Genomic DNA, 23,951 nt, shown 5'->3' with positions numbered 1-23,951 from the left:
GTAGGAACACACTATGGAATACTCTCAACTTGGTGCACTCGCGCTGTTTGCGTTTGTCTCGACCTTCACTCCTGGTCCAAACAACATCATGCTCATGACATCTGGCGCCAATGTCGGCTTTAAACGCACTATCCCCCATATGCTGGGGATTACCCTCGGCTTTGGCGCAATGCTGATCTTAGTTGGCATTGGCTTGATGAGCTTGTTCCATGCTTACCCGATCACGCATAGCATTCTTAAGGTATTGAGTCTGACTTACTTGCTGTACCTAACATATAAAATTGCCACCAGCAGTAAAACGGAAGTCAACGATGATTACCGCCCAATGAGCTTTTTAGGTGCAGTAGCATTTCAATGGGTCAACCCGAAAGGTTGGTCAATGGCATTAACCGCAATCACGGTATACAGCAGTGGTGGCTCTTGGCTAGAACTGGCATTCATCGCGGGTATTTTTTGCCTCGCGAATCTGCCTTCCGTGACCTTTTGGACCGCTGCTGGTATCCAGCTTCAGCGCTGGCTGACTACCTCCAAACGAGTGAAAGGATTCAACTATGGCATGGCAGCACTTTTGCTTTTGTCGACTATCCCAATGATATAAATGACAAAACAGCGAAAGATAAGTGTGACTTATGCCAAATTTCGACTAGTCCCTTGTTCGGTAAGTACAAAAAATCGCCACTCCCAAGGATGGATTGGGTCATAGTAGCAACAGCAGTGACAAGAATATTAAAAACCCTCAAACATAAGCCCTATCGATATATTCGATTTTGGCTTTTCTTTCACTGCTTTGTCGCTTTTGTTCTTGAATAGCGACTATCGATTCATTCTGACCGACAAGCACGATGCTGACAGGTCCGTCACACAAGGAGCGTTATACAATGCGTACTCGCAAGCTTATTCTTGCTACCGCTTTTGGTCTACTACTCGCGGGTTGTAGCCAAACTTCAACCACGACGACTGCCGAAGTTATCCCACCGGAATATCCCGTAGATTACTTCTTCCGTAATGCTGAAGTCTCTAGCTACCAAATCTCCCCTGCTGGAGATTACATTTCAATGATGAAACCATGGCAAGACCGTAAAAACGTATTTGTTCATCCAGTTGGTAAGCCAGAGGATGTGAAACGTATTACGTCAATTACTGGTCGTGACATCGCTTACTACTACTGGGTTGGTGATGACACCATTATTTACTCTCGCGATACGGGCGGTGATGAAAACTTCTATCTCGTAACGGTCAATGTCAAAACGGGTGAAGAGCAAACCATCACACCTACATCTGGCGTAGTGGCTTATGTGATCGACACTTTAGAAAGCCAACCAGATGACATTCTTATCACGACCAACGAACGTAACCCGCAAGTGTTTGATGTTTATCGTCATAACTTAAAAACGGGTAAGAACACGCTTGTGGCTCAAAACCCAGGGAATGTGCGTTACTGGGGTACAGACCACGATGGGAACATCCGCGTGATTTCAACTTCAGACGGCGTAAATACAGCGGTTCTGTACCGTGATACCGTGGATGAAGAGTTCCGTCCATTGAAGAACCTCACCTTCAAAGAAGACTTCTCTCCAATCTCATTTACACCAGATAACAAGAACCTGTACGTTGCCTCACGTATCACTCGCGATAAATCAGCGATCATCGAATATGATGTGAAGGCTAACAAAGAAGTGCGCGAGATCTTCTCTCACCCAGAAGTGGACGTCACCAGTGCAAGTTACTCAAATGCACTCAACAAGCTCACAACGATCTCTTATGTGACAGACAAACGTCAGTACCATTTCCTTGATAAAGGTTATGAAGAGACTTTTGAGCGTCTGCAAGAAAAGCTACCGGGTGTTGAAATCTCGGTGAACAACACCACTCGCGACGAGAGAAAAATGATCGTCGTGACCTACAGCGACACCGACCGTCCTAATTACTACTACTACGATCGTGATTCAGACCAACTTGAGAAGTTAGCTGCAAACGCACCTTGGCATAAGCCAGAAGATATGGCGAAGATGAAGCCAATCACATATACCGCTCGTGATGGTGAAACCATCCATGGCTACTTAACGTTACCAAAAGGCCGTGAAGCGAAAGACTTGCCACTGCTTGTTCTGCCGCACGGTGGTCCTTGGGCTCGCGATCACTGGGGCTTCCAACCAGAAGTTCAGTTGTTTGCAAACCGTGGTATTGCCGTTCTACAGATGAACTTCCGTGGTTCAACAGGTTATGGTCGTGAATTCTGGGAGAAGTCATTTAAGCAATGGGGTCAGTCAATGCAGGATGACATCACTGACGGCGTTAAATGGGCGATTGACCAAGGCTACGCACAAGATGGTGAAGTATGTATCTACGGCGCATCCTACGGTGGTTACGCCACATTAGCTGGTGTGACGTTCACGCCAGACCTATATAAGTGTGGTATCGACTACGTTGGTGTGTCCAACCTCTTTACTTTCATGGATTCCATTCCACCATACTGGGCACCATTCCTAGCTATGCTGCATGAGCAAGTTGGCGATCCGAATAACCCAGAAGATGCGAAGATGATGAAAGCATACTCACCAGTATTCCATGTTGACCAAATCAAAGCTCCATTATTGGTTCTACAAGGCGCGAAAGACCCACGTGTAGTGAAAAGCGAATCTGACCAAATCGTCAATGCTCTTCGTGAACGTGGCGTCGAAGTGGAATACATCGTGAAAGAGAATGAAGGTCATGGCTTCCGCTCTCTTGAAAATCGCCTCGATGGTTACCAAGCGATGGATCGATTCTTGAAGACACATTTGTTAGAGCAAACGCAATAAGCAACCTCTCTCATTCTACCAAGGGCACTTCGGTGCCCTTTTTTATTCTTTAAACCCAAATCTTATAAACATGGATGACGAAGTGTTCATTCGGGCGAGGTCTGTCGGAATTAAATCGCCGATTTTCACATCAGAGTGTAAATTTAGATAAAGACGCTATCTGCCTTACTAAGATACTGTTAATCTTAGATGAGAAAGAGAATAGTTATCAAACGTAGTGAAATGTGAATTAAAATGAAAAAGAAACCACAACCAAAAAGCCTCGTTGTTATCAACACACAAACAGTAACGCCCAACATGCAGCGTATTACCCTGCAAGGCGAAGCACTAGGCAACTTTCCACAAGATTGCGAAGGCAGCTACATCAAGCTGCTGTTCAACGAAACAGGCGGTACTGACATCCAAGGCTTTTCTGAAGAAAACCGTCCAGTTATGCGTACCTACACCATTCGTCGCTTCGATCCACAAGCATGCACGATTGAAGTCGACTTCGTTCGCCATATTACTAAAGACCTACAATGTGGATTTGCAGCGCGCTGGGCGATGTCCGCTAAAGAAGGCGACACCATCAACATCGCCGGTCCTGGCAGCATCTCGAACTTAAACACAGAAGCTGATTGGTTCTTTATGGCTGCGGATATGACAGCGTTGCCAGCGCTATCAGCGAAGATTCGCACTCTGCCAGAAGACGCAAAAGGCTATGCCGTGATCAGCGTGATTTCTGAAGCGGATATCCAAGCTCTCGAAGCACCAGCAGGTGTGGAAATCCATTGGGTCACCGAGCAATCACTCGAAGATAAAGTCCGCTCACTGGAGTGGAAAACGGGTGAAGCAGCAGTGTGGTGTGCTTGTGAGTTCGACTCAATGCGCGCGCTACGCCAATACTTCCGCAACGAAAAAGAAGTGGAGCGTGAAAACCTTTACCTCAGCAGTTACTGGAAACAAGGCGTATCAGAAGATGGTCATAAGGTCATCAAACGCGAAGATGCCGAGCTAAACGAACAGTGATTTAAGAGCGCAAAAAAAGCTAAGTAACAAGATTTGCTACTTAGCTTTTAAACACATAAATACCTATTTCTAATTTAGGCTCTCAGCCAAGAAATCAATCAGCAGACGAACTTTAGGTGAGAGGTTACGGTTTTGCGGATAGAGCGCCCAAATACCTTCGCGATCGTCTCGGTAATCGGTTAACACTTCCACCAGCTCGCCATTGTCTAACGCCTCTTGCACGTAGTAGTCCGGCAGCTGCACCAAACCTAAACCACGTTTTGCCGCATCGACCAAAGCAAAACCACTATTGCATTTGATTCGGCCAGAGACACGCAGAGACTTCTCACGTTTTTGCTCTTTGAAGTGCCAATAGTCAGCGGTACCCACCAAGCATTGGTGATGACTCAGTTCAGACAAGGTATGCGGCTCACCAGAGCGCTCTAAGTAAGCCGGGCTGGCACACACATACAGCTGACGCGATGAAAGGCGTTTAGCGATCAAGCTCGAGTCTTGCAAGCGTCCCAAACGAATCGCCACATCGACACCTTGCTCAATCAAATCGAGCTTTTGGTTAGTAAGAATCAGATCGAGATTTACTTGCGGGTACTTTTCTAAAAACTGGTGCAGCAGCGGAGCAAGATTCATTTCCCCATAGGTCACGGGCGCAGTCACTTTGAGCACACCTTTCGGTTCGGCTTGCATCTGAGTTACCGCCAGCTCAGCTAACTCTAACCCTTCCACAAGGTGCTTACACTGTTGGTAATAAAGTTGACCAGCTTCAGTTAACGACACTTTACGCGTAGTACGATGAAGCAATTTCACTGCCAAGCGTTCTTCTAACGCTGATACACGACGGCTGATTTGCGCGACCGATGTTTTGAGCTTATTGGCTGCGCCGGTAAAGCTGTTGGTTTCTGCGACGGCGACAAATTCGCTGACGCCTTCCCAATTCGCCATGATTTTGATCCTATGGAATTCAATTTATTGCGTATTCTCACACAAAGTTAATCGCGGAGAAAACCCGTTTAAAAAGGATAGCCGACTAAATGAACCGTCTGTTGTGGCCAAATAATTTTCAGAGAGCATACCATGGTGTCATCAGTACTGACCCAATGATTTGGGGCAACTTTTATCTTCAAATTATTGATGGGTGTATAACCACTGGATCGATAAACTGGCGTGCGACCAAATAAAACAGAAAATGCGTCGCCTCGCTCCAATGCATCCTGATGAACCGCTTCCAACAAGATTTTCACCAGCCCTAACCCGCGAGAACCGGGGTCAACACAGACTTCTGCAATACCACTAATGGGAAAAGATTGATCATCAATCATGACTTGTTTTTCGTGTACGGCAACGTGGGCAGCGAGTTTATCGCCATCCCAAATCAGATAGCGGTGACGAGGTATTTCATTGAAATAACGTTGAGTTTGAAAGATTTTGTCTTGCTCCTTGGTGAAGCAAGTGGACAGCAAAGCTCTTAACTTAGCATCGAGTTCTTGGGTGACTTCATCATCAAGCAAGTATTCAAAGCGCATGATTTACCTCATTTATTCTTCAAGGTTAAAAGTAAACCTTTGAAAACTCACTTACTGAGATATAGCGCAAATAAAAAAAGCGCAGGTTGAGCTGCGCTTTCCATTTTTGAGCCGATAAGTAAGGAAATTAAGCGTAACGCGATGCTTGAAGTCTCATTTCGAGCACGATTCCCCCTCAGTTACGACTCTTACACTGGCTTTAAAGATGAGTAATCAGCATCAAGAGCGATACCAAAATGGGTTTTAAGCGCAGATAGATACGTTTCTCCCGCTTCCAGCTCAATCTCAACGACCTCACCATTTGCTCGGTACTTTAAACTGTGATTGAACAAAGTAATGATGCCGCTATCTGTCGCCAACGCCGCAACTCGACTCGAAGTGAAATGGGAATTTGGTGAAGTCGATGTGTAGTGATTGCCGCATACGATGTCACCGTCAAATACGTGCTCAAAGTCTAAACTATACAAATCAATCCATTGCTCAGGGTCATCATAGGATTGAACTTGCAACATATAGCCAACCAACTCATGTTCGATAAATCTGAATGTTTGAAGGTCAGTATGAATATCTTGGTTGAGTACAAAGGGTAGTGGTGCGCGTGGCGTGTTAGAACCGAACCCCACATCAACGATCCACTTATCTTCCCCCATGGTCACCAAAGTGAATTGATGCGTTCGATCTGATGGTGTGCCAGACAAATGAACGCGCCCCAACAACGGTCGTGCATCAAAGCCGATGGTTTTCAGTACATTCAAAAGTAATGCATTCAATTCATAGCAATAGCCACCACGCTCGCGATAAATCAGTTTGTTAATAATGTCTTGTTCAGCAACTGAAATGCTACGCCCAAGCGCAATATCAAAGTTCTCAAAAGGCAAACGACGATGCTGAGCATTGTGTAGTAATAACAAAGTATCAGTATTGATATTCAGCGATTGAGAGATACCCACTTTCTTTAAGTAGGCTTGAAGATCTGTTTGGTTCATACCCATTCCAATTCAACGTTTTTACGGTGGCAACAACACTAAACCCTCAACTGCACTTGAGGTCAAACACCAATGCGATTTTTGTCATTCTTCTTAACCTCACTCGCACTAACAATGACGTTATCGAACTAATTATTACACATACGTAAAAATCATTTTCAATTTAGCCGGATTATCATTTTTCATGAAACACCTAAAATGGGCACCAACAAAACGACGCAGCGCAGTGAACAAACCTCAACTACGCTTATGACGTCACTCCATATACTGAGAATATAAAGGAAACATCCAATGTCGCTTGAAATCAAACCTGGTCAAACTCACATTAAATCAAAAGCAATGGTTGCATGGGCTGCTGGCGAGCCACTTAAAATGGAAGAAGTTGATGTACAACTTCCAAAAGCTGGTGAAGTGCTAGTACGCATCGTAGCAACTGGTGTTTGTCACACTGACGCATTCACACTATCAGGTGACGATCCAGAAGGTATCTTCCCTTCAATCCTTGGTCACGAAGGTGGCGGTATCGTTGAAATGGTTGGCGAAGGCGTAACAAGCGTTGAAGTTGGCGACCACGTTATCCCACTTTACACCGCTGAATGTGGTGAGTGTAAGTTCTGTAAATCTGGCAAAACTAACCTATGTCAGGCAGTTCGCGAAACGCAAGGTAAAGGTCTGATGCCAGATGGTACAAGCCGTTTCTCTATCAACGGTGAGACTATTTTCCACTACATGGGTTGTTCTACTTTCTCTGAGTACACGGTTCTTCCAGAAATCTCACTAGCGAAAGTAAACAAAGAAGCACCACTTGAAGAAGTTTGTCTTCTAGGTTGTGGCGTAACCACCGGTATGGGTGCGGTACTAAACACAGCTAAAGTTGAAAAAGGCGACACAGTTGCTGTATTCGGTCTAGGCGGTATCGGTCTTTCTGCAATCATCGGTGCTCGTATGGCTGGAGCAAGCCGCATCATCGGTGTCGACATCAACGAAAGTAAATTCGACCTAGCGAAACAACTTGGTGCTACAGACGTCATCAACCCAATGAAGTTCGACAAGCCAATCCAAGACGTTATCGTTGAGATGACAGACGGTGGTGTTGATTACTCATTCGAATGTATCGGTAACGTAAACGTGATGCGTCAAGCACTTGAGTGCTGTCACAAAGGTTGGGGTGAGTCAGTAATCATTGGTGTTGCTGGTGCAGGTCAAGAGATCTCAACTCGTCCATTCCAACTGGTAACTGGTCGCGTATGGCGCGGTTCTGCTTTCGGTGGCGTTAAAGGTCGCTCTGAGCTTCCAGAAATCGTAAACCGTTACATGGCTGGCGAGTTCGGTCTACAAGAATTCATCACGCACACGATGGGTCTACAAGACGTGAACGAAGCGTTCGAACTGATGCACAAAGGTGAATCTATCCGTACCGTTCTTCACATGGATAAATAATCCAAGATAACGGTTCACGTAATATGACTGATATTTGAAAATTTGAAACAGGCTCTCTTCTCTCTTGGACACGTTTTCTTTTGGGAAGAGAGCCATCCGCTGTCTTTAACGGTCTTGTCCACCGTTAAAAATCATTGTTTTAAATACTCACAGTTTCAAACAAACATTGTTTTATCGAGAGATTATCCATGACCATTGAAAGCCTAAGCCAAGCCAAAGTATTCGGTGGTTGGCATAAACAATATACACACGAATCTCGCGCTTTAAATTGCAACATGCGCTTTGCGATCTTCTTGCCGCCAAATGCAACCAAATCAAACCCAGTGCCTGTGGTTTACTGGTTGTCTGGTTTGACGTGTACTGATGAGAACTTCATGCAGAAAGCCGGTGCGTTTCGCATGGCTGCTGAGTTAGGTATCGCCATTGTGGCACCGGATACTAGCCCACGTGGTGACGACGTTGCAGACGACGAGAACTACGATTTGGGGAAAGGCGCGGGTTTCTACCTAAACGCCACTCAAGAGCCGTGGTCGCGTCACTACCACATGTACGATTACATCACCCAAGAGCTACCTGCGATCATTGAAAGCAACTTCCCTGTCTCTGACGTGAAGTCGATTTCGGGTCATAGCATGGGTGGTCATGGTGCAATTACCATTGGTTTGAAAAATTCAGAGCAGTACCGCTCAATTTCTGCTTTCAGTCCAATCAGTAACCCAATGCAATGCCCTTGGGGTCAGAAAGCGTTTACCGCTTACCTAGGCACCGATATTGAAAGCTGGAAACAATACGACGCAAGTGAATTACTCAAACAAGCAAAATCACCATTGCCAATCTTGGTAGACCAAGGTGATGCTGATAACTTCCTTGCTGAGCAATTGAAGCCTGATGCGTTACTGGCGGCAGCAAAAGCTCATGATTCTGAAGTTGAACTGCGCATGCAACCAGGTTACGACCACAGCTACTTCTTTATCTCTAGCTTTATCGCTGAACACTTGAACTTCCACGCTAAGTACTTATTTGCTTAACCTTGGTTGTGACATAAGAAAAACGATAAAAAACTGAATGGTTTAATATACAAAGCCACCCACTTATTGGGTGGCTTTTTGCGTTTTAAAAACACTCACCTTCTCTTTACAAAACCACCATTGCAATTGCTCTGATTGGTGTCTAACTTGTAAGGGAACGCTATTCGCTTACTAGGGTTTATAGACCCGAATAGGACCCTATGAAAAAACCATCGTCAGTTATCATTAGTACCACCTGTTTCAGCTTTTTGCTCGCCTCTCCAATGGCTCAGGCAATCAACTTTTTTGATCCCATTGATGGGCAATTGGACATGGGAGAATATCTGGCTGAAAACGCTTATGGATTTCTGCCCGTCCCGATAGTGATTACCGAGCCCGCCGTGGGCTATGGCTTGGGCTTCACTGGCGTGTTTTCGCATGAATCCGATGAGCAACGGGAGAAAAGGCGCAAACTGGCAGAAACCTCTCTCGATGGTGGTGCGCAGCTACTAACACCAGCCATTACTGCAATCGGTGGTTTTGCCACCGAAAACGGCACTTGGATGGGCTTCTTAGGGCACCGCCGGACGTGGGCGCAAGACACGGTGCGTTACCTAGGTGGAGTGGGTTATGGCGACTTCAATATGACCTTCTATCCGCAATCCACCTTGCCGGGCTTAGATAGCGTCTTTAACGGCAAAGGGTTGGATTTCGAAATAACTGGCGGTGGCATGCTCAACCATCTTCAATACCGCATTATACCCAAGTAACCTCGAGATGCTCGGTTCAGCGAGAATGACTGGGTTTGTAGACGCGGCGGCGATTTAAAGGTCTAGCGGGTCTAAATCAAGAATCGACAACAAAGTATACAAGCCCAGTCAACTCGCCCTTTGGGAGCGTGTCATTGACCCGATTGCTGCGTCAAACAACTTGGAAAGAGCGGGCTATTACGCTACGTTGTTTTCCTTGAACTCGAATCAATGACAACGCTCTGAATCCTGCATCTTGAAGTCACTTGGGTATATTGATGCTCCGCTGTTTATCGGTGTGAAACAGCTCTATTTCGTCACCGATCAGAAAATCACCAACTCCCCTGTTGCCGATAAGTTATTGCAAACCCTGACCAATACCTCTCCGACTACCTCTGGATTGGGTCTGACACTGGAATGGGACAGCAGAAACAACTTCTTTAGTCCGACGCAAGGCTACAACTACAAAGCCGAATACCTTTGGTACAACGACGCGATTGGCAGTGATTACGAATACGAACAACTGGATGTGGAAGGCATTAACTATTGGGAGTTAGCGGATCGATGGTCGCTAGCGCTACGTGGTCAATACAAATCTCTTTACACTGACGAACGCTTTTTACCACCAGCGTCTTATCCAGACATTGAACTGCGTGGCGTTGCGAGAAATCGTTATCAAGGGGACGAGACACTGTCAGTCGAATCACAACTGACCTATCAGTGGAACACGCGCTGGTCGACGAATGTTTTCGGCGGCTTTGGTTACGCTTCAACCGAAGCATCACTATTCGAAAACAACGCCGAATACGCTTACGGCGTGGGCTTTCGTTACCTCATCGCTCGTCGTTATGGTCTGCAAGCAGGCATGGACTTCGCCTTTAGCGATGAAGACAGTGCAGTGTATTTCCAAGTGGGTTCAGGCATCTAAACCCACTTATACCCAGTAACTTCAAGATGCTGGATTCAGAGCCAAATCTCTACTCATGCTTCGGGTTCGCACCATATTGGTTCGAGCCTTCTTCACTGTCTTGGATGAGAAAGTACAGCAGCACTAAGACACCAATGATGGGCACAAAAGCGATCAACGCCCACCACCCAGTTCGTCCTGAGTCGTGTAAACGCCGCACGGTAACCGCAATCGATGGGATCATAATGAACAGGGCATAAATCACACCAAAGAAGCCAAAATTGTCCATTTGCATCACACTGCCGATCACTCGATCGATGATGCCCATCACTAAATTGACCAACACATTCACTAACGTAAAGTACCAATACTCTTGGCGTCTAGCCCTACCACTAAAGTTGGAGTAATTGAGGATGACCCTGTAGTACCAATCAAACATATCGCTTCTCCTAATGAGATGAAAGTGTCGCGAAAGTTAGACAACGTGAGGCAAACTGCACACAAAATAGACTAAATAATGTATTCATCCAATAGTTCTATTTTTAACTATGTCATTAACCTTGACGTATATTCCACCAACGGTTACTTTTCACCCATAACGTATTATATAAATCCATCAAGTTGGCTCTATTATTAATAAATAACCGAAATTTCTGCGGATCGATGTAGTGACGCTATACCGCCGAAACAAGGGCAATAAATCAAAGGGCACAAGATGAGAAAAACAGTGGCACTCGCTTTGCTTTTGTTTGCACCGACACTTTTTGCAAACACGATACAGTTTAGCAGTCCTGAGAAATCCGATGTTGTTGTGGCATTAAAAGACCTAGAGTCATTGCCTCAAACTACCTACACCACCAAACTGCCTTGGCTCGAAACGCCAGCCGAGTTTGAAGGCGTTAAGTTAAGCATCCTATTACAAAATGCATTTGGACAAGTACCCCAGCGCGTTGAAGTACGTGCATTGAATGACTACCACTCCGATTTATCTCGTGAAGATATCCTTCGTTACCAGCCTATCGTGGCGTACAAACAAAATCATAAATACATCAAGATCCGAAACAAAGGTCCCTACTGGTTGATCTATTCTATAAATAAATACCCAGAACTAGACATTGCCCCATACCATTCGCAAATGGTCTGGCAAATCAACAGGATCAGCGTGAAAGAAGAATAACAATGAAGGCGAAACCCCATCCTACAAAACAAGGTCCATTTTCGACTAAGAGTAAGTTATTGTTGTTGATTTTTTCATCGACATTGCTGCTCGCCAACATCGTATTATTGAAAGAAACCCGAGCACTTACCCAAAGCTACTCTGCCCAACAAAACCAAGCGACTTGGTTTTTATTTCATTTATCTAAAGAGTTATCGGAATTAGTGGGTGAAGCGCGTCGGCTCAATGAGAGCGTGATGAACATTGATGGAGCCGAGCTGCAATATGAGTTAGCTTGGAGCCGTTTTGATTTGCTGATCAACAACAAAGAAGCGGACTCTTTCCTATCAAGAGAAGAAGTACGCGTGTACTTTGTCTCTCTATTCGATAAATTTCAACAACTCGAACCCATCTTAGTTGAAGCCAAAACAGGCAGCAGCGTGGCTGCTAATCAGTTTTACCGCGCAACGCAAAATCTATACATGGAGATGATTGACTACGTCACCCAGAACTTCCGTGTTGCAAGCCCGCTTTATCAGCAACAGCAAGTTCGTGCGTACAATTTACTGCAAGCGCAATACATCTTGTTGGGCATTTTCGTACTTACCGTGGCGCTGCTGACCTACTTCTATAAGCAAGAATCGAAGTTCCACAAACAACTCGCGTTAAGTGATCCACTGACGAATCTTGCCAACCGCAGTGCTTTGTTTCTCGATTTACATCGCAAGGAAGAAACCAAAACCCCGTTTTCGCTGCTCCTACTCGATCTGAACGGCTTTAAGAACATAAACGATACGTTGGGACACCAAGCGGGTGACATCGCTTTAATCGAGATAGCAAAGCGCTTAAACGACATGGCATTGGATGACTTTACTGTCTATCGCATGGGTGGTGACGAGTTTGCCGTAATCATCAACACAACCGACGAGAACAAAATTACCGAAGCAACGCACCACGTCCATGTAGTGTTTGAGAAACCGATTCTCGCCTCCGACCAAGCCGGAGCTCTATCCACCAGTTTAGGTGCAGCGAGCTACCCGCAAGACGCCGATAACATTGACTTCCTAATCAATTTAGCGGATAAGCGCATGTACAAAATGAAATTCCAACGTTAAACGGATAACCATGATGAAAAATTTCATGCGAGCGGTGTTATTACTGCTAGTGATCGCGCTTGGTGTGTTGGCTTGGGTCTTTATCCCATCCCACGAGACAGTGGGCGCACAAACCCTCGAAGAGGCGCTCAACGACAACTACATACTGGTTGGTCATCGCATTCACTCTACAGACCCTGACGCGGGTAACATGTTCGGTTACTTTGTTGTATACAAAGGCGCAAGCACCGAAAACCTAGAGCCGTTTTTGGTGACTTCTGATCAGTTTATTCGTATGGAGCAAACCGGCGACAACACGCTAGCTCTAACCGTGAATGGTCGTATTTACCGTTATCACAATGATTTGTGGGTAGAAAACCCAGATGGCAAGCTACAACACTGGTTTGTAAGTGCGACAGCGAAATACGTACGCTAACTCATACCTGTTTGAGCCTTAGACAAACAAAAGCCCCGCTCATCAAATGGCGGGGCTTTTTTATGCTTGAGATTCGCTAAGCGGCGATTAAAGCACTTTTTCTTTGATGACCTTCATCACACCCGAATCACGGTTACTTGGTGCTGAGAAGCGCGCCACTTTTTTTACTGCTTCATGTGCGTTTTCCATCGCATAGGAATGCTCACTCACTTGCAGCATTTCTAGGTCATTGAGGTAATCACCAAACGTCATCGTCTCTTCAGGACCGAAACCCATGGTTTGTTGAAGGTGCTTGATCGCCGCCCCTTTTGACGCTTCTGCGTTCATCACATCAAGCCAGATCTTCGCACTCACCACCACTTGATGACTGTGACCAAACTTCTCACTCATTGTAGGGAATACCAATTCTTCAGAACCACCAAAGTGGCAGATTGCGACCTTGATAAATTCGTCCTCTACTGCCAGCAAATCCGGCACGTATTCGCAACGGTGGTAGTATTTCTGGAACTCTTCTAACGCTTTTGAATCTTTGGTTTCGATGTAAGCCGAACGCTTACCACACAGTACAAGGTGTGTGCCTTCTACCGCACGTGCCGCTTTTACTATCTCATCGATTTCCGATTTCGGAATGGTGCTGCTATAAAGCTCTTTGTCTTGGTGCATCACCAAGGTGCCATTTTCTGCCACGTAAATCATACGGTCTTGAATTGGCGCAAACGTATCACGCAAACTGTAGTACTGACGACCTGACGCTGCGGAGAATAAAATGCCCTTCTCTTCAAGCTGTAAAAACAGGTCAAAAAACTCTGGGTCTAGACGACCATATTGGTCAAGTAAGGTGCCATCCATATCGGTGGCGATGAATTTGATGCTAGCTTGTGACATGACTTTAACTCAAAAGTGAAGCAGCTCAGGTCACTCTTTGAATGAAAACAGGCTGCAAAAAATAGTCACGCTAAGGTACAGGATCTTGGATGAATCTCAAGCTGAAATCAACGAGTCTTTACCGAGTTTCAGCTTGAGAATAACAGGGGATTACGCCGTTTCTACTACACTATCAGGCTCCATCATTGGTCGCATAAGGTCTAAACTGCGAACCGTGCCAATCAAGAAATCCAACTCACGATAAATCTCCGCGACCGCTTCAAACTCACCCGCAGGTTCATCCAATTTAGGCTCAAACAGCTCTTTCCAATGCGAGATGGCGATGTAGAGCTTTCCGTTTACTTGAGAAAGCGACAAGCTAGAAAACTCACTTTCACGACGAAAAGTCAGCACACGCTCAATCAATTCATCCGTTAACAATTGCTTTGCCGTGTCTAAATCGTCGCTATACACCTCATACTGCTGGTCAAATTCTGGATTGCCCAGTCGGACTCGTTTACCTATTTGAATCTTGAAGAAGCTATCCCACAACTTTTCGCGCAAGGTTGGCGTATCATCACGATCAGTCAGCACAAAGGTGCAAATGTCTTCATTCATCGGAACGTCGATTTCGCAAAACAGCCCCGCAAAAAATACGTGATGCTTACTCGAACTGTCACTTCCAGAGCTGATGAGCTTTGATGCTTGAATCTCAGACATCACCACTTTGGCTTCACCGATGGTACCCGAAATAAAATCATCACTTTCGAAACCATCACAGCGGTCTAAGTACAAACCACTACGTTCAAAGGTATCTTTGTCAAGCTTGCGGCTTGGGTCCCAAGTCAGTGAAGGCTCAATGTGTGCCAACAAACTCTGCATAATGTATTGCTTGTAGGTTGTACGATACTCATTGTGCTTTTTGTTGAAGTAAGCCCAACCGCCGAGCAACAGTGCCAAGAGCACAAACATGGTAGCGAAGGTGGCAATATCAAAAGCCACTGCTCCAAAGAAAACACACACCGCGACACCAAGAAACTTGCGGCGACGAAGCGCTTCTAAACGTAAAGCTTCCAGCGGTTCGAGCTTATGTCGCAAATCATTTTCAAACAGAGTTTTGAGTTGATCAGTGGTCATCACATTCCTTTTTATTTACGTACAGAGTCCATTACCAACAATTGCAAGGTGAATCATTGCCACCGCTACAGGCGTCACTCGGGACGCAATCCAAAGAGTTGCATCCCATATCCGTTACACAAGATGAGTCTTTGTTCTTACGCCGCTTGCGATTACGGGAAGGTTCCTCAGTTTGAAGACGCTGATGAGCATGTCTACAGCGTGTAAACTGGTCTTGAACACTGGTATAGCTAGAAAACACGCCTTTACGTTGAATTATTTTGCTGATGGCTGCAGAACAAGAATCCGTGCCGTAGTACACCGCATGAGCACAACGGAACCCTTTGTGTGGGGATAAATAGCGTTGATAAAATCGTATCAATGCCAACACCAGTTTCGACATGCTTTTCCTTTTGCATCTAATAAATCATTCGAGAACAACGCTCTTTCTTATACCCAAGTAACCTCGAGATGCTAGGTTCAGCGAGAATGACTTGGTTTGTAGACGCGGCGACGATTTAAAGATCTAGTCACTCTAAATCAAGAATCGGCAACAAAGTATACAAGCCAAGACAACTCGCCCTTCGGGAGCGTGTCATTGCCCCGATTTCTGCGTCAAACAACTTGGAAAGAGCTGGCTATTACACGGTGTTGTTTTCCTTGAACTCGAATCAATGACAATGCTCTGAATCCTGCATCTTGAAGTCACTTGGGTATATCAATCAAAACAGTACATCACTCAAATTAATCATTTCAAACGCAATCCTAATTTCTGCGTTCTAAGCAATGAAAATCATTGAGATAAGGAGTCATAGCGAGCCGATACCGTCAGCCCAGGAGCGCCTTCGAATAGCAATCACAGCCAAAACAGGTACAATCCGTGCTCGATTTTTATTTCGCGCGGACTCACTCTCATGCACTCGCCTGAACAATGCTTTACTCGATTTTCTGCAGACATTTCTGGCTATAACTTGCCAGCGCAGTTTACGTTTCCGTTCTACTACACCCCTCACCCATTGTGTGTATTGGCTGCCGAGCAATTACAGCAGCACCTCATGACACAAACTGACTTTGAGCACGATTTTGGTCTTGAGGATGAGCAAAGTGGACGCGGTAAGATGTTCGGTGTTTTGCTAGTGCGTAATCCACAAGGTGAGATTGGCTACTTCAGTGCGTTCTCTGGCAAGATTGCCGATCAAAACTTGCTCCCTGGTTTTGTTCCACCCGTATTCGACATGTTGACGGAAGAAGGTTTCTTTCGTGGCGAGACGGATGCTATTAACGCGGCGAATGCGGAATACAAAGCCTTTGCTGCTAATCCAGAACTGGCACAACTGAAAGCAGAAATTAAAGCCGACCGCGAAGCGTATCAACAAGAAGAGAATGCCCAGCGCCAAGTGATGATTACCGGTCGTGCAGAACGAAAACAGCAACGTACGCAAGGCGAGCAAACCTTAAATCCAGAAGATCTAAAAGCGCTACTGGATGATTTGGGTAAACAAAGCGTTGCTGAGAAGAATGTGCTCAAGTACCTCAAACAAGCTTGGAACGAAAGGCTGGCAATCAAAGAAGCACGCTTAGCCGAGCTAGAACAAACACTGGCAGGGCTCAAAGAGCAGCGCAAAGATTTGTCTAATGCTCTACAACACAAACTGCATAAGCAATACCGCTTCTTGGACAACCGCAACGCAGAGCGCGACTTGGTGGACATTTTTGCTCCTACTACCAATCCAGTACCACCAGCCGGTTCTGGTGAATGTGCCGCTCCGAAACTGCTTCAGTTCGCATACAAGCATGGCTACCAACCACTAGCATTAGCTGAGTTTTGGTGGGGCGTATCGCCGAAATCGGAAGTGCGCCAACACAAAAAGTTTTACCCATCTTGCAACAGCAAGTGTCAGCCGATTTTGGGGCACATGCTGCAAGGCTTGGATGTGGAGCCAAACCCATTGGCAGAAAATTGGGCAGAAGATAAAGAGTTAGAAATACTGTTCCAAGATGAAGCCATGGTAATCGTCAACAAGCCATCGGGTCTGCTTTCTGTTCCGGGTAAAACTATCAAGGATTCCGCGTACACACGTCTTCAAACAATGTTCCCAGATGCCGAAGGACCATTTGTGATTCATCGCTTAGATATGGCGACTTCGGGGATTTTGGTGTTTGCTTTAACCAAACGCGCGAACAAGAGCTTGCAAAAGCAGTTCATTACACGCAGCGTACAAAAGCGTTATATGGCACTGCTTGAAGGTGTATTAACTGAGCCTGAAGGTGAAATCTCGCTTCCGATGCGTGGCGATCCAGATGACCGTCCACGTCAACTTGTGTGCTTTGAGCACGGTAAACCTGCCGAAACTTACTGGCAACTGATTGAAATAAAAGACGGACGCAGCAAGGTGTACATGTACCCGAAAACGGGGCGTACCCACCAATTGCGTGTACACAGTGCCCACCACATGGGCTTGAACATGGCGATGGTTGGCGACGGCTTATATGGCGAGAAAGCCAACCGTCTGCATTTGCATGCGGAGATGTTAGAGTTGGATCATCCGTACAGCAAGGAGCGTATGTGTTTCCAAGCAGAGTGTGAGTTTTAAAGTGACTCTACGTGAAAAGCAGATAGCAAAAAGGCGCTGAGTTACAGCGCCTTTTTTACGTTTAGAGCAAGTAAGAGATTCCCGACTGCGCTCCTCCGTCGCTATCGGGAATGACGCGTTATAGAGTTAGGTTTCCAATCACCATAACTAAACATTGTCATTCCAGAATCGAGGAACGAGATGTCTGGAATCTCTGGTTTTTATGAACGGAAGTTAACTGACTTTAAACTTCGTCCACACTTGAGAGCGCCAGCGTCTTGCCATAATGATACCGCGCACCCATTCATCTAGAGCAATTGCCATCCAAGCCCCAATCACGCCATAACCCATGTGAATGCCGAAGATGTAAGAAAACACCACACCTAATCCCCACATGCTCAGAATACCCATCTGTACGGGGAACTTGATGTCGCCCGCCCCCTTGAGTGCCGAAATGAAGATCAGGTTAAACACGCGTCCTGCTTCTAGCACGATTGACCCCATGACCAATGCGCCCGCCAATGCCAAGATTTCTGGCTGATCGGTAAACACGCTCAGAATCTCTTCATGGAATAGGTAGATCAAACACGTCGCTGCTGTTGACGCCGCAAAGCCAATCAAAAAGTAGATCTGCACGCGTTTCAAAATGCTGGTCACCCAACCTTTGCCTATGTAGTACCCTGTCTGGATTTGCGCTGCCTGACCAATCGCGAGCGCAAACGCGAAAGAGAAACGTGCGATGTTTTGCGCATAGGTAAATGCCGCTAGCGAAGAGGTACCCATTTGCACCACAAAGTACACGATGCAGATTTGCGCCATGTTGTAAGACAGTACTTCGCCCGCGTTCATGCCACCGATTTTTAAGATCTTTTTGTAGACCTCTTTCGGAACTTGTTTGAGCTTAGACATTGGCAATTCAATACTGCTGCGTTTCAAAATCACGCCTAATAGCAAAGTACCGATCACTTGGCTGACGACAGTCGCCACCGCAACGCCTTCAACGCCATACACAGGCAAACCAAAAGGCTGATACAAAGCAAGGTAGTTACCAATGATATTGAATACACCAGAGATAAGGTTCACCACCATTGGTGAGCGTGAGTAACCATGGCTGCGCAGAATTGTGGTGAAGACGATACCAATCGTCACGTTGAACGTCATCGCACCGCTGATCAGCAAGTATTCCCTTGCGTACTGCTCAACCTGCGCCTCTAACCCGTAATAAGGTAAGAAGAACACCGCACCGATCACAGCAAGCACACTCAAAAAGGCACCAACAATAACGGACAAAGCTACGCTGGCAACGCCAACATCAACAGAGTCTTTCTCACGCCCTGCACCGTTGTATTGCGCGATCAAGATGCCCGTGCCACTACTCACAAAGGTAGATACGATGATCAGGAAGAACGTGAGCTGCGTGATAACACCAACCGCAGAGACGGCTTTATCCGAGTAACCACTCAGCATGAATACATCACTGGTTCCTAAAGCCGTCCGTAGCAATATTTCGACAAGTATCGGCCAAGCCAATGCCACGATAGACATACGCTGGTTGATATTCTGGCTTTTAGGCATGAATTGAGACCTTTCCTACAACTAAAAACTGCCCCACAGAAAACTGTGAGGCAGTTCAAAAAATTAGATTTATTAGAATTTGGACATTTCGGCAATTGAACACTTAACCACCAAAATGCAGGCGCGAATTCTAGACGGAGTTTGGTCACAAATACAACAAAATTTCGTCGAGTTTCGGAAAATATTTTCTAATGCATTCGACGGATTGCCTTAGCTTGACTGACGAAACTTTGAAGCGGTAGATTGACGAACAATCAACTCAATAGGTGGCAAACGCACCTCGTGTCTCTCACCACTCAATAAATTAAGAATGGACTCTGCACTGAGCGCTCCGACTTCTTCAATTGGCTGGCGCAACGTGGTTAATGCTGGCGTAAAATACTGTGAGGTCGGCAAATCATCAAAACCGATCACGGACACATCTTCTGGTACACGAAAACCATGGTCATGCAGAGCTTTTATTGCTCCATAAGCCGTTTGGTCATTGGCAGCAAACAACGCGGAGAAATGCACTTTAGATTCGATCAACTCAACGGTTTTGGCGTAACCGGACTCACTGCTGAAGTCGCCTTGCTTAACCAATTTTGGTAGCACTTTAATGCCAGCCTCTTGCAGTGCGTTCTTGTAGCCAACAAAGCGAGCAACGGCGTCTGGTTGATTCAAAAGCCCTTTAATATGCGCGATATTCACGTGACCTTGCTGCATCAAATGCAGTGTCGCCATATATCCACCCAATACATTATCTATATTTATGGATCGAACCTTATCGCCAATGACATTGTATCCAACCGCAACAACCGGAATTCGCTCTGCATATTCCAGTATCTGCGCTTCCGTCAAACTGCCCGTTACAATGATGACGCCATCGACATTACTCTTCGCCAAATACTCCAAAGCATGCGATTCCAATGAACGCTGCCAATGTCCCGTCGCAATCACCAACGAGTACCCCTGAGCATTCAGAACCTTTTCCATATCGTTAAGGATACGACTGGTGTGCGGACTTTCTGGATGTTGGATAAGAACGCCAATCGTCATGGAACGCGTATTAGTGCCTTGTCCCATTTGATAGTTCGGCTTATAGCCCAGTGACTTGATCGCTTTCTCTATGTTTTGGCTTTTATCGTCCGAGACAAAAGTTGTACGGTTGAGGAAACGTGAAACGGTGCTCGGTGATACCCCAGCCAACTTAGCCACATCGTAAATAGATGCTGCTCTTTTTTTCTTTTTCATTGTAGGAATTTTCCCAGCAAGCTAATAACAAAAATATAAGTTGCGCCGGGGAACGCGACAACGTTTGGATATGGGAAATGAGAGCTAGATAATTTGCCAGTACGCAAGCGCGCACTGGCTTTCATATCGAGGGTTTAGAATGTCGCTAGCGAGTTTTCACTCAGTGCATCAAACAGATGAATCGCATCTAAATCCAAGTAGAGAGTTAAACTATCCACATCCACTTCCGCAGCTTGTGTTTCAACCATTAATGGCTGACCAGCAATTTCCGTTTTCAGTAGAATACTTGCACCTAGTAGCTCCTTGTCTTTAATTTTGACAGGGAATGGCAGCACGCGGTCATGATCCACTTGCTCAGCACGTAGATGGATGTCCGTAGGACGTACACCAAAGTGCAGTGCTAAGTTCTTCGATGCGTGTGCTTTGAAACGCTCTGGTAGAGGAATACGAACATCACCCAATTCCACTTCCCAGTTACCGTCTTCACCAATCAGCTTGGCATCCAACATGTTCATGGATGGGTTGCCAATGAATTGCGCCACAAACTTGTTAGCCGGGCGTTGGAACACTTCCGTTGGTGTGCCAACTTGAGCTACATAACCATCTTTCAAGATCACGATACGGTCTGCCAGTGTCATCGCTTCAATTTGATCGTGGGTTACGTAAATCGTGGTGGTTTTTAGCTCACGATGAAGCTGTTTGATCTCTTCACGCATTACACCACGCAACTTGGCATCTAGGTTCGATAATGGCTCATCAAACAAAAACACCTTAGGCGTGCGAACCATGGCACGCCCCATCGCAACACGTTGGCGTTGACCACCAGACAGCTCTTTTGGTTTGCGATCTAACAGTGCGTCCAACTCAAGCATTTTTGCCGCTTTACGCACTTCAACATCGATTTGGTCTTTTGGCATGCCTTTCAGTTTCAGTGCAAAAGCGATGTTCTCGTATACCGTCATATGTGGGTACAGCGCATAGCTTTGAAACACCATCGCAAGGTCACGATCTTTCGCATCGATTTTATTCATCAGCTTATCGCCAACGTAAATCTCACCACCCGTTATGCTTTCCAGCCCAGCAAGCATGCGTAGCGTGGTCGATTTACCGCAGCCCGATGGACCAAGGAAAACCACAAACTCTCCATCTTGCACCGTGAAGTCGAAGTGTTTCACTACCTCAACATCATCGTAGGATTTCTTGATGTTTTTGAATTCGACTTTTGCCATTACTGGTTCTCCTCTGCTCGATCTAGCAGCATGTTACGGTAAGCAATTGCGCTCGCTTTTAAGGTGCGTTTTTGTGTTTGGTAATCCACGTGGACAATGCCGAAGCGCTGCTTGTACCCGTAAGCCCACTCGAAGTTATCCATTAAGCTCCAAGCGAAGTAACCATTCACATTCACACCTGCTTTAATCGCAGCATCCAACGCTTCTAGATGCAGTTGGAAGTAACGCACACGTTGCTCATCATTCACTTCACCAGCAATGCAATGGTCATCGCCAGCTGCGCCGTTTTCAGTGATGTAAAGTGGCGGCAAGTTTGGATAACGGTCATTCAGACGCAATAGTAAGTCCGTCAATGCCTGAGGGTGAATTTCCCAACCAATGAACGTGTGCTCTTGCTCTGGTTGAGGAACAGTTTCAATATCACCATGTTCGTTGTAACGCACCACACAACGGGTATAGAAGTTAATCCCGATAAAGTCCAAATCGGTTTGGATGATGTCGAGGTCACCTTCCAGAATCATCGGTAGATTGTGCGATTGGCGATCTAAGACCAACTGAGGGTATTCACCCTTCAATACAGGGTCCATAAACCAATGGTAACCTTCCGCATCACTGTACTCTGCCGCACCGATATCTGCCTCGCTGTATGGGTAAGCAGGCGTCGCATTGAACACACAACCGTGCATCGCATTTGGTGCATTCTTACGCATGTGTGGAATCGCAAGACCATGACCCAGCATTAGGTGGTGTGCTGATAAGAAACCTTCGCGTTCCCCCTTAAGACCTGGAGCATGTTCACCCCAACGGTAACCTAGGTAGGCTGAACAGAATGGTTCGTTCAATGTCGCGTAAGAATCAATCTTATCGCCAAAGTAAGCACTAACTACATCCGCATACTCTGCAAACTTGTAAGCCGTTTCTCGATTTAGCCAACCACCTTTGTCTTCTAGGTATTGCGGAAGATCCCAGTGGTAAAGCGTGACGAAAACTTTCAAACCACGAGCGTGACACTCATCGATGATTTGCTCATAGAACTTCAAACCTTCTTCATTCACTTTGCCATCTTCTGGAATGATGCGCGGCCATGCCATGGATAAACGATATGCGCCAACCCCTAAGCCTTGAATCATCTCGATGTCTTGCTTCCACAAATGATAGTGATCACATGCCACGTCACCGTTATCTGCGTTGTCGACTGCACCTGGCTTATTACAAAACGTGTCCCAAATCGAAGGCGTACGACCACCTAACTGGGCACCGCCTTCAATCTGATAAGAAGAGGTTGCGACACCAAATAGGAACTCTGGGCTACGTAATTTTGAATCTTGTGGTAATTGGAATTTATTCATTGTTATAAAACCTTTTGTTTCGCTTAGCCCTTGACGGCACCAGAGGTCAAGCCGCTGATCATCTGTTTAGAGGCAAATAAGTAAGTAATCACTAACGGTAAAATGGAGATGGTTGTTCCGAGCATCACCGCTCCCCACGGCGTATTCGGAATGCCCTGCACGCTTCGCAGTGCCTGCGTAATCACGTAGTTTTCTGGCGTTGTAAGTACCACGAGTGGCTGCATGAACATGTTCCAGAAGAAGACAAACTGCACGATAGCCAAAGTTGCAAGCGCAGGCTTCATCAGTGGCAATACCACGCTCCAGTAAGTTCTAAATTCACCTGCACCATCGAGCTTCGCCGCTTCTAACAGCTCTTTTGGAATCGAAGCCACCACGTGCTGACGCATCAAAAAGATGCCAAATGGTGTCGTTGTGAACGGTAACCAAACCGCTAAGTGGTTATCGAGTAAGCCGAGAAACTTCACGATCATGAAATAAGGGATCAAACTCAGTACTGGCGGAATCATCATTGAGCCAACCAACATACCAAACAGCACGTTTTTGCCCTTGAACTTGTAAACCGCAAACGCATAGCCGCCCATGCTACAAAACAGCAGTGAAATTGTGGTGCCTAGGAATGCGATGTAGATAGAGTTAAACATCGCCTGCCAAAACGGCATTATTTCCAGTAGTTTTGCGTAGTTGACCGCTAAGCTGTCGCCAATCGCAAAGCTAATCCCAGTGCCAAAGATTTCGGTACGGTCACGGGTTGATAGCAGCGCCGACCAAATGAACGGAAATACGGTCATGATGGCAGAAACAATCAGGATTGAGCCGAGCATCACCATCAGTATTTTTGTGAAGATCTCGATACTGCGATCGCTTGGACGCCAACGCTGCGCCGCAGGTAAAGTGTTAGTACTCAT

21 protein-coding genes and 2 pseudogenes are annotated in these 23,951 nt (G+C 46.0%); 11 read left to right on the top strand and 12 right to left on the bottom strand.

The window, feature by feature from the left end; all coding sequences use genetic code 11:
* Window positions 1-13 precede the first annotated feature (13 nt).
* The 3 genes from OH463_RS05035 (at window position 14) to OH463_RS05025 (ending at window position 3,809) form a co-directional block, all read left to right on the top strand.
* Window positions 14-598 (top strand): LysE family translocator, encoded by a 585-nt coding sequence (locus OH463_RS05035; RefSeq protein ID WP_009702356.1) that lies wholly within the window; start codon window positions 14-16, stop codon window positions 596-598.
* 280 nt (window positions 599-878) lie between these two features.
* Window positions 879-2,801: a S9 family peptidase gene (locus OH463_RS05030; RefSeq protein WP_009695962.1), complete on the top strand. Its 1,923-nt coding sequence runs from the start codon at window positions 879-881 to the stop codon at window positions 2,799-2,801.
* 234 nt (window positions 2,802-3,035) lie between these two features.
* Window positions 3,036-3,809, top strand: a complete 774-nt coding sequence (locus OH463_RS05025) for a siderophore-interacting protein (RefSeq protein ID WP_005447291.1) — start codon at window positions 3,036-3,038, stop codon at window positions 3,807-3,809.
* Between the two features lie 69 nt (window positions 3,810-3,878).
* On the opposite strand, the gene OH463_RS05020 is transcribed toward OH463_RS05025, so the two are convergent.
* The 3 genes from OH463_RS05020 to OH463_RS05010 form a co-directional block, all read right to left on the bottom strand.
* Complete coding sequence (locus tag OH463_RS05020; protein WP_005447289.1) at window positions 3,879-4,748, bottom strand: LysR family transcriptional regulator; 870 nt, start codon at window positions 4,746-4,748, stop codon at window positions 3,879-3,881.
* Between the two features lie 68 nt (window positions 4,749-4,816).
* Complete coding sequence (locus OH463_RS05015; RefSeq protein ID WP_005447287.1) at window positions 4,817-5,329, bottom strand: GNAT family N-acetyltransferase; 513 nt, start codon at window positions 5,327-5,329, stop codon at window positions 4,817-4,819.
* A gap of 188 nt (window positions 5,330-5,517) precedes the next feature.
* Complete coding sequence (locus tag OH463_RS05010) at window positions 5,518-6,315, bottom strand: arylamine N-acetyltransferase family protein (protein WP_269990690.1); 798 nt, start codon at window positions 6,313-6,315, stop codon at window positions 5,518-5,520.
* A gap of 291 nt (window positions 6,316-6,606) precedes the next feature.
* Here OH463_RS05010 and OH463_RS05005 point away from each other — a divergent pair, with 291 nt between their 5' ends.
* From OH463_RS05005 to OH463_RS04990, 4 genes and pseudogenes are all read left to right on the top strand, one after another.
* Window positions 6,607-7,755 carry an S-(hydroxymethyl)glutathione dehydrogenase/class III alcohol dehydrogenase gene (locus OH463_RS05005; protein WP_005447284.1) on the top strand — a complete coding sequence of 383 codons (1,149 nt, stop codon included), beginning with the start codon at window positions 6,607-6,609 and terminating at the stop codon, window positions 7,753-7,755.
* Window positions 7,756-7,943: 188 nt separating this feature from the next.
* Complete coding sequence (gene fghA, locus OH463_RS05000) at window positions 7,944-8,783, top strand: S-formylglutathione hydrolase (RefSeq protein ID WP_005447282.1); 840 nt, start codon at window positions 7,944-7,946, stop codon at window positions 8,781-8,783.
* A gap of 200 nt (window positions 8,784-8,983) precedes the next feature.
* Window positions 8,984-9,520: pseudogene (locus OH463_RS04995) on the top strand (glyceraldehyde-3-phosphate dehydrogenase); the annotation flags it as partial.
* Between the two features lie 265 nt (window positions 9,521-9,785).
* Window positions 9,786-10,439 (top strand): annotated as a pseudogene (locus OH463_RS04990) (BamA/TamA family outer membrane protein); the annotation flags it as partial.
* Between the two features lie 49 nt (window positions 10,440-10,488).
* On the opposite strand, the gene OH463_RS04985 reads toward OH463_RS04990, so the two are convergent.
* Window positions 10,489-10,857, bottom strand: coding sequence for a DUF805 domain-containing protein (locus tag OH463_RS04985; protein ID WP_017189737.1), 369 nt, complete (start codon window positions 10,855-10,857; stop codon window positions 10,489-10,491).
* A gap of 276 nt (window positions 10,858-11,133) precedes the next feature.
* Between OH463_RS04985 and OH463_RS04980 the strand changes: the two genes are divergently transcribed.
* Genes OH463_RS04980 through OH463_RS04970 form a run of 3 tightly spaced genes read left to right on the top strand, consistent with a single transcriptional unit; the run spans window position 11,134 to window position 13,104 of the window.
* Window positions 11,134-11,595, top strand: a complete 462-nt coding sequence (locus OH463_RS04980; RefSeq protein ID WP_005447276.1) for a hypothetical protein — start codon at window positions 11,134-11,136, stop codon at window positions 11,593-11,595.
* A 2-nt stretch (window positions 11,596-11,597) separates the two neighbouring features.
* Window positions 11,598-12,689, top strand: coding sequence for a GGDEF domain-containing protein (locus OH463_RS04975; RefSeq protein WP_005447275.1), 1,092 nt, complete (start codon window positions 11,598-11,600; stop codon window positions 12,687-12,689).
* A 10-nt stretch (window positions 12,690-12,699) separates the two neighbouring features.
* Window positions 12,700-13,104, top strand: coding sequence for a hypothetical protein (locus OH463_RS04970; RefSeq protein WP_269990688.1), 405 nt, complete (start codon window positions 12,700-12,702; stop codon window positions 13,102-13,104).
* A gap of 87 nt (window positions 13,105-13,191) precedes the next feature.
* On the opposite strand, the gene OH463_RS04965 is transcribed toward OH463_RS04970, so the two are convergent.
* The 3 genes from OH463_RS04965 to yidD form a co-directional block, all read right to left on the bottom strand.
* Window positions 13,192-13,989 (bottom strand): HAD family hydrolase, encoded by a 798-nt coding sequence (locus OH463_RS04965; RefSeq protein ID WP_269990687.1) that lies wholly within the window; start codon window positions 13,987-13,989, stop codon window positions 13,192-13,194.
* A 150-nt stretch (window positions 13,990-14,139) separates the two neighbouring features.
* Window positions 14,140-15,105 (bottom strand): DUF3137 domain-containing protein, encoded by a 966-nt coding sequence (locus OH463_RS04960; RefSeq protein ID WP_005447272.1) that lies wholly within the window; start codon window positions 15,103-15,105, stop codon window positions 14,140-14,142.
* Window positions 15,106-15,136: 31 nt separating this feature from the next.
* On the bottom strand, window positions 15,137-15,487 hold the full coding sequence (gene yidD / locus OH463_RS26310) for a membrane protein insertion efficiency factor YidD (RefSeq protein WP_079401627.1): 351 nt from the start codon (window positions 15,485-15,487) through the stop codon (window positions 15,137-15,139).
* A gap of 511 nt (window positions 15,488-15,998) precedes the next feature.
* Between yidD and OH463_RS04955 the strand changes: the two genes are divergently transcribed.
* Entirely contained in the window at window positions 15,999-17,678 is a 1,680-nt protein-coding gene (locus tag OH463_RS04955; protein WP_269990686.1) for an RluA family pseudouridine synthase, read from the top strand.
* Window positions 17,679-17,891: 213 nt separating this feature from the next.
* Here the strand turns inward: OH463_RS04955 and OH463_RS04950 are convergent, their stop codons facing one another.
* The 5 genes from OH463_RS04950 to OH463_RS04930 all read right to left on the bottom strand — a co-directional run bounded on the left by OH463_RS04950 (window position 17,892) and on the right by OH463_RS04930 (window position 23,951).
* Window positions 17,892-19,232 (bottom strand): MATE family efflux transporter, encoded by a 1,341-nt coding sequence (locus OH463_RS04950; protein WP_017189740.1) that lies wholly within the window; start codon window positions 19,230-19,232, stop codon window positions 17,892-17,894.
* A gap of 210 nt (window positions 19,233-19,442) precedes the next feature.
* Window positions 19,443-20,465: a LacI family DNA-binding transcriptional regulator gene (locus OH463_RS04945; RefSeq protein WP_009696617.1), complete on the bottom strand. Its 1,023-nt coding sequence runs from the start codon at window positions 20,463-20,465 to the stop codon at window positions 19,443-19,445.
* 134 nt (window positions 20,466-20,599) lie between these two features.
* A complete protein-coding gene (locus OH463_RS04940; RefSeq protein WP_005448999.1) occupies window positions 20,600-21,694 on the bottom strand; it encodes an ABC transporter ATP-binding protein in 1,095 nt (364 codons plus the stop codon).
* Window positions 21,694-23,043, bottom strand: coding sequence for a GH1 family beta-glucosidase (locus tag OH463_RS04935; RefSeq protein WP_009696616.1), 1,350 nt, complete (start codon window positions 23,041-23,043; stop codon window positions 21,694-21,696). The genes OH463_RS04940 and OH463_RS04935 overlap by 1 nt, the downstream gene beginning before the upstream one ends.
* Before the next feature lie 23 nt (window positions 23,044-23,066).
* Entirely contained in the window at window positions 23,067-23,951 is an 885-nt protein-coding gene (locus OH463_RS04930) for a carbohydrate ABC transporter permease (RefSeq protein WP_005448996.1), read from the bottom strand.

Source organism: Vibrio sp. NFR, from assembly GCF_027587095.1.
Classification (GTDB): Bacteria; Pseudomonadota; Gammaproteobacteria; order Enterobacterales; family Vibrionaceae; genus Vibrio; species Vibrio harveyi.
The sequence above is the reverse complement of the archived record's forward strand: the minus strand, read 5'-3'. Positions and strand labels throughout refer to the sequence as shown.